The 6,953-nt window shown below is 40.2% G+C and carries 7 protein-coding genes; all 7 read right to left on the reverse strand.

Annotated features, from left to right (window positions below; translation table 11 throughout):
• Positions 1–571 (reverse strand): thiamine pyrophosphate-dependent dehydrogenase E1 component subunit alpha (locus VNZ46_RS12070; RefSeq protein ID WP_325560386.1); only part of this gene is annotated, 571 nt, incomplete at its 3' end.
• Between the two features lie 33 nt (positions 572–604).
• The gene (locus VNZ46_RS12075) at positions 605–1,987 is read right to left on the reverse strand and encodes a LutB/LldF family L-lactate oxidation iron-sulfur protein (protein ID WP_325560387.1); all 1,383 of its coding nucleotides are present in this window, start codon (positions 1,985–1,987) and stop codon (positions 605–607) included.
• 221 nt (positions 1,988–2,208) lie between these two features.
• Complete coding sequence (locus tag VNZ46_RS12080) at positions 2,209–3,825, reverse strand: M28 family peptidase (RefSeq protein WP_325560388.1); 1,617 nt, start codon at positions 3,823–3,825, stop codon at positions 2,209–2,211.
• A gap of 27 nt (positions 3,826–3,852) precedes the next feature.
• On the reverse strand, positions 3,853–4,287 hold the full coding sequence (gene rpiB / locus VNZ46_RS12085; RefSeq protein ID WP_325560389.1) for a ribose 5-phosphate isomerase B: 435 nt from the start codon (positions 4,285–4,287) through the stop codon (positions 3,853–3,855).
• 18 nt (positions 4,288–4,305) lie between these two features.
• Entirely contained in the window at positions 4,306–5,193 is an 888-nt protein-coding gene (gene tatC, locus VNZ46_RS12090) for a twin-arginine translocase subunit TatC (protein WP_325560390.1), read from the reverse strand.
• A gap of 83 nt (positions 5,194–5,276) precedes the next feature.
• Positions 5,277–6,617 carry an acetyl-CoA carboxylase biotin carboxylase subunit gene (gene accC, locus VNZ46_RS12095; protein WP_133782183.1) on the reverse strand — a complete coding sequence of 447 codons (1,341 nt, stop codon included), beginning with the start codon at positions 6,615–6,617 and terminating at the stop codon, positions 5,277–5,279.
• A 36-nt stretch (positions 6,618–6,653) separates the two neighbouring features.
• Positions 6,654–6,953, reverse strand: a 300-nt coding sequence (gene accB, locus VNZ46_RS12100) for an acetyl-CoA carboxylase biotin carboxyl carrier protein (RefSeq protein WP_325560391.1), incomplete at its 5' end; no start/stop codon positions are given.

Genomic DNA, 6,953 nt, shown 5'->3' on the forward strand with positions numbered 1-6,953 from the left:
ATTGTTCTGCGACTGGAGTCGATAAGCCGTATCCGTTGTTTTCAATCAGAAAGATGACCGGGAGGTTCCATACTGCGGCAACATTCACAGCTTCGTGAAAATCACCTTCGCTGGTTGCCCCTTCTCCTGTAAAAACTAAGGTCGCATGCGGTTTTCCTTCAATCAGATCTGCCAGGGCAATTCCATCTGCTAAAGCCATTTGTGGCCCAAGATGCGAGATCATTCCAATGATTTTGTAATCCTGCGTACCGAAATGAAAGGAGCGGTCTCTACCTTTGGTAAATCCCGTTAATTTGCCCTGCCATTGGGCCATTAATTTTTTTAGAGGAACTTCTCTTGCTGTGAAGACCCCCAGATTGCGGTGCATAGGAAGGATATATTCAGTTTCCTTCATTGCCAATGCACTGCCAACGGCAATGGCTTCCTGTCCAATTCCTGAGAACCATTTGCCTATGCGGCCCTGACGAAGTAAGATGAGCATTTTTTCCTCTATCATTCTGGGATAGAGCAGCTGTTCATATAAGTTTAATAAAGTTGCATCATCCTTACTTTTTCTGTCAAAACGCATCATACTATTTGGTTTTTAGCAATCGGTTTAGGTTTTTTATTTCTGCTCCTTATTCCTTTCCTCCCATTGTTTAGAGAAAGATTTCGGGGCAATTTCGGGCATGGAACGGTATTTCCCCCATACCTTTTTGAACAGAAATTTAAGGAAAAAATTCTTCAGTTTTCCACCAATCATGTCCATTCTGGATCTTTTCTGCATGCCTGCCTTCCAAAGCTTCCAGCCCATATCTTCAGATTTGGTATTGTCATGTTGTGCGGCAGCATCTCTTCGGTTCAGCAGCAGCATTTTGTGGATGTCGATCTTAACCGGGCAGACTTCAGAGCATTTTCCACATAAGCTGGAGGCATAGCTTAGGTGCTTAAAGTCTTTCATTCCCTTTAAATGGGGGGTAATGATGGATCCTATAGGTCCGCTATAAGTGGTGTTATAGGTATGTCCTCCTATATTTTTATATACAGGACAAGCATTTAAACAAGCACCGCACCTGATACAATACAAACCCTGACGTTGTTCTTTCTGTGCCAATAGATTGGTTCTGCCATTGTCGAGCAGGATGACATACATTTCCTCCGGGCCATCAGTTTCGCCGGCTTGTCTGGGCCCGCTTAATATGGTATTATAAACGGTCAGGTTCTGTCCGGTTCCATGGCTTGCGAGTAATGGCCAGAAGAGGTCCAGGTCTGTCATGGAAGGAATGATCTTCTCAATGCCCACAATGGCAATATGTATTTTTGGAAAAGTAGTACATAATCTTGCATTACCTTCATTTTCGGTTAATGCAATGCTTCCGGTATCCGCAATCAGGAAATTACCTCCGCTAATTCCTATATCTGCTTTCAGGTATTTTTCACGAAGTAATTCCCGTGCCTTTTGTGTCAGTTGTTCTGGTGTTGCATCTAAAGGGGTGCCGAATTTTTCGTTGAAAAGTTTGGCGATGTCTTCCTTGCTCAGGTGCATTGCCGGGGTAACAATATGGTAAGGTGGTTGACCCAATAATTGAACTATATATTCTCCAAGATCACTTTCCAATGATTCTATGCCTTGTTTTTCCAGAAAATCATTTAAATGGATTTCTTCTGTTGTCATCGATTTTGACTTGATGACTGATTTCCCTCCACTTTTGTTAATGATGTTCAGAATCTCTTTTTGTGCTTCATTTGCATCATTGGCCCAGATCACTTTGCCACCTCTTCGCTGAAAATTGGACTCGAATTCCGGTAAGAATTTATCCAGGTTCTCCATCACACGCCATTTGATTACGTGGGCTTTTTTCTTGGAATTGTCCAGATTTTCAAATTTAGATAATCCTCTTTCCACAGCAACATTGTATTTGCCAATATTGTGGTTGATCGTTTTACGATGTTCCAGATCAAACGCCTTCTCGTCAGCCTTTACCAAAAAATCCTCAGCAGTTTTCATCGTTATATTTTTTTATAGGTTATGAATCTCTCCTAGCAACAGGCTTATGCAGGCCACTTATGAAGGTTTCATTAGAATGTATATGTTTTTCGTTAGCAGGTGATGATTTCATCACGTTCAAATATAAATAATTAGGGTATAGCTAAAAGAATTAAATCTTTGAAATGGTTTTAAAATAGAAAAACCTGCTTGGATGGCAGGTTTTCTGTTTATAAATTTATTTAGTGCTTTGGTGTCCCATCTTCATTCTTATCTACAACAGGTCGTTTCAGGCCGTTGGCGAGTTCCCATGCAGTATAGTATACCAATTGTGCCCTTCTGGCAAGTAAAGGGAAATTAATCTTGCTCACTTCGTCTCCGGGTTGATGATAGTCTGCATGTACTCCGTTAAAATAGAAGATCACAGGAATATTATGTTTTGCAAAATTATAATGGTCTGAACGGTAATAGAACTGGTTAGGATCTGTCCTGTTGTTATATTTCATATCCAGATTCATTTTGATATAATCTGCATTTGCCTTTTTACCAATTCGGTCCAGGTCAGAACTTAACATGTCAGAACCAATTATATAGATATAATCGGGTTGTTTTTCGTGTTCAGGATCTACCCGGCCAATCATGTCAATGTTGAGATTGGTAATTGTTTTTTCCAATGGGAAAACCGGATGTTCTGAATACCATTCTGAACCCAGCAAGCCTTTTTCTTCCCCAACTACCGTCATAAAAAGAATACTTCTTTTTGGACCTTTTCCTGCTTTCTTTGCTTTAGAAAATGCCTCTGCAATCATAAGAACTCCGGTTGTTCCTGAACCATCATCATCCGCTCCGTTGTTTACTTTATCCGGACCTGAAGAAGTCAGGCCGATATGATCGTAATGTCCGGTAACAACCAGGATTTCTTTTTTAAGTTTTGGATCCGAACCTTCCAGAAAACCAAGGACATTTTCTGCTCTTACTTTAACTTCCTTTTTCACGGCTGTAGCACATAAGGAAACCTCCACTTCTTTAGAAGCGGGTTTTTTGGTTTCGGAAATTTGCTTCTGCAGAGATTCGACAGTTACTCCACCTGATTTTAATAAGTCATTGGCCAGGCCTGGAGAAATGGAAATGACTGGAAGTGTCTTCTGGCTCTTTATTTTGGCTTCCAGTTCAGGTGTCTTTAACATGGGCTGTCCTTCGCCGTTGTTATAACTTCCCTGTATTTGTTCCCGGTTTTTTTCCCATGAGGCATCGATCAGCAAAACCGCGCTTGCCTGGAGATCCAGAAGGGTTTTTAATCTGGCTTGCTTGGCTACCATGGCTTTACGCATAGCGGCTCGGTCTGCTGGTTTTTCTTCATTTTTGAAAGGATCTCCATCGGCAAAAATCATCACAACTTTGCCTTTGAGATTTAAACCTTCCAGGTCATTATATCCCTCTCTGTTTAAGCCATATCCGGCAAAGATAATAGAGTTTTTATTGAATGTAAATCCATTCAGGCTAACATTATTTGGATAGATGATGAAATCTTTAAGTACTTGTTTGGGCTCACCGTTAACAGTTACGATACTTTGGGTGAGGTTATAGGTAACCATGTCAATGGGCTGAAAATAATCGCCATTTACCGGCCCCTTTAGTCCGAGTGATTTAAAATGATTTCTGATATAGTCTGCAGCCATCCATGCTCCCTTTTTACCAGTTTCTCTTCCTTCATATTCATCAGATGCCAGAACGGACAGGTGCTTGTAAGCGTTATCTTTAGTTATGCTTTGACCAAATCTAACTGCAGTTTTGTTTTGTGCATATGTACTTATGCTAAGGAAAAGTACGAAGCTGGTGTAGAGGAAGTGTTTCTTCATGAGCGGGTGAATTTACAGAACTTGGTTTTAACAGGATATTTTATCTACGCGGTTGGCATGTCTGCCGCCTTCAAATGCTGTGTCTAAAAAAGTAGTTACCATTTCTTTCGCCAGGTCTTCAGAAACAAACCTTGCGGGAACACAAATGATATTTGCATTATTGTGCTGTCTGGCCAACGAAGCAATTTCATTTTCCCAGCATATTGCTGCGCGAATGTGCTGATGTTTATTAGCCGTAATAGCTACACCGTTCGCGCTACCGCAAACGAGTACGCCAAAATTAAATTCACCGCTTTCTACTGCATTTGCAACCGGGTGTGCGAAATCAGGGTAGTCAACAGATGCCGGAGAATGGGTGCCAAAGTCTTTTACTTCGTAATCAGCCAGGTAGGCTTTTATAATTTCTTTGTACTCATACCCGGCATGATCAGCTCCGATTGCAATTTTAAGTTTAACAGACATATTTAGTTTTAAATGGTTTTAATTTGGACGTTTTGAAGTTCCGTATAATTCTTTATTTCTTTTTCTTTCAATGTGAGCGGAGATAAAAATACTCAGTTCGTATAAAATAAATAAAGGAAAAGCAACCACCAGCATCGTAATAATATCGGGAGTAGGGGTAACCACTGCCGCTATAATTAAGATAACCACTGTAGCATATCTTCTGCTGGCGCGCATAAACTTAGGCGTCATAATACCGAATTTAGAGAGGATATAGATCACCACCGGTAATTCAAATATGATTCCTGTTCCAATGGTTAGCGTGGCAACAGACGATAAATAGGAATCGATCGTAAATGTGTTTTCTATCTCTGAACTCACTGAAAAATTGGTGAGAAAGTTAATGGATAGCGGGCAAATAATAAAGTATCCAAACAGGATACCAATGATGAACAAGCTGGAAGCAAAAAAAACAAATCCACTTGTCGATCTTCTTTCATTTTCATGCAGGGCTGGTTTAACGAACAACCAGAGTTCAAACAGAAGATAAGGAATTCCAAAGATGATACCGGTCATTACACAGGAGTTGATCTGCAAGGTAAACTGGCCTGCCATTTCGGTATTGATAATTTTCCCCTTGATGGTTTTAATGCAGAAGTCGGAACCTAAAGAAGGGAAATAATCCACCATTCTGCACATCATTCTATAAGTCCAGAAATCGGGTTTTTTAGGTCCCATGATAACGGTATTGAAAATGAAATCATAGAACCAGAAAGCCAGCCCTGTAAAGATCACAATCACCAGTAAAGCCCTTAATAAATGTTTTCTCAATACATCAATGTGGTCAAAGAAAGACATTTCTGATTCCAGATTTTTACCCTTATTTTTTATGGAATCAATTAGATCCTGTGTTTTATTATCGCTCATGTAAATTACTAGTTAAACAAAAATACCATTCTGTTTTATATAGAATGGTATTTACGTTTTAAATATTACAAATAGATTTTTTCTTACTCAGAAAAAACAAAAGTTTCCATAAACTTCGTAGTGAAGTTACCTGCCCTGAAGTTTGGATCTTTCATTAATTTCAAATGAAAAGGAATCGTTGTTTTAATACCTTCGATTACGAATTCACTTAACGCTCTTTCCATCGTACTGATGGCTTCTTCCCTGGTTTGTGCAACACAGATAAGCTTCGCGATCATTGAATCGTAATTGGAAGGGATTTGATAACCTGCATATACATGCGTATCTACCCGCACACCATGACCACCCGGTGAGTGGAAATTAGTGATTTTTCCAGGACAAGGTCTGAAATTATTAAATGGGTCTTCTGCATTAATCCGGCATTCAATAGCATGCATATCCGGCAGGTAATTTCTTCCTGAAATTGGTACACCTGAAGCCACTTTGATTTGTTCTTTGATCAAATCATAATTAATGACCTCTTCGGTTACAGGATGTTCTACCTGGATCCGGGTATTCATCTCCATGAAATAGAAGTTGCGGTGTTTATCTACCAGAAATTCGATAGTTCCTGCACCTTCGTATTGAACAGCAATAGCACCCTTGATGGCTGCTTCTCCCATTTTTTCCCTTAATTCCGGGGTCATGAAAGGAGATGGTGATTCTTCTACCAATTTTTGGTGCCTGCGCTGAATAGAACAGTCCCGTTCAGATAAATGACAGGCTTTACCGTATTGGTCTCCGATGATCTGGATCTCAATATGGCGGGGATCTTCAATGTATTTTTCAAGATAAAGGCCATCATTGCCAAAGGCAGCACCAGACTCTTGTCTTGCACTATCCCATGCATTTTCAAACTCCTCATCTTTCCAAACTACACGCATTCCACGGCCACCACCACCGGCAGTTGCTTTCAGAATAACCGGATAGCCCATTTCATTGGCAATTTGAATTCCTTCTTTTACGCTTTCCAGCAAACCATCTGAGCCAGGAATAGTGGGAACACCAGCCTTTTTCATGGTCTCTTTGGCTGAAGCTTTATCACCCATAGAGTTGATCTGCTCTGGTGTTGCTCCAATGAATTTAATTCCATAATCGCGGCATACAGATGAAAATTTTGCATTTTCTGATAAAAATCCATAGCCTGGATGTATAGCGTCTGCGTTGGTCAGTTCCGCGGCAGAGATAATATTTGGAATGCTTAAATAAGAGTCCTTACTTGGTGGCGGACCTATACAAACGGCTTCGTCTGCAAAGCGAACATGTAAGCTTTCCCTGTCAGCGGTAGAGTATACAGCTACAGTCTTAATGCCCATTTCCTTACAGGTCCGTATAATACGTAAGGCAATTTCGCCCCTGTTGGCAATTAGTATTTTTTTAAACATATAATTGATTAGATAATGATCTGCCCAAGGCAAATATTACATAGGTTCTACTAAAAATAATGGTTGGTCATATTCTACCGGAGATGCATTATCAACCAGTACTTTAACAATTCTTCCTGATACTTCACTTTCAATTTCATTGAATAATTTCATGGCCTCAATAATACAGATGACCTTGCCAGTAGCGATTTCATCACCCACATTTACGAAAGAAGGCTTATCCGGACTTGAAGAACGGTAAAATGTTCCTATCATTGGCGACTTTATAGTGATGTATTTTGAAGTATCCTCTGCAGGAGCTGCCGGTTTACTATCTGTTGCAGATACAGGCTGAGG

The sequence above is a fragment of the Pedobacter sp. genome (assembly GCF_035566355.1).
Taxonomy (GTDB): domain Bacteria; phylum Bacteroidota; class Bacteroidia; order Sphingobacteriales; family Sphingobacteriaceae; genus Pedobacter.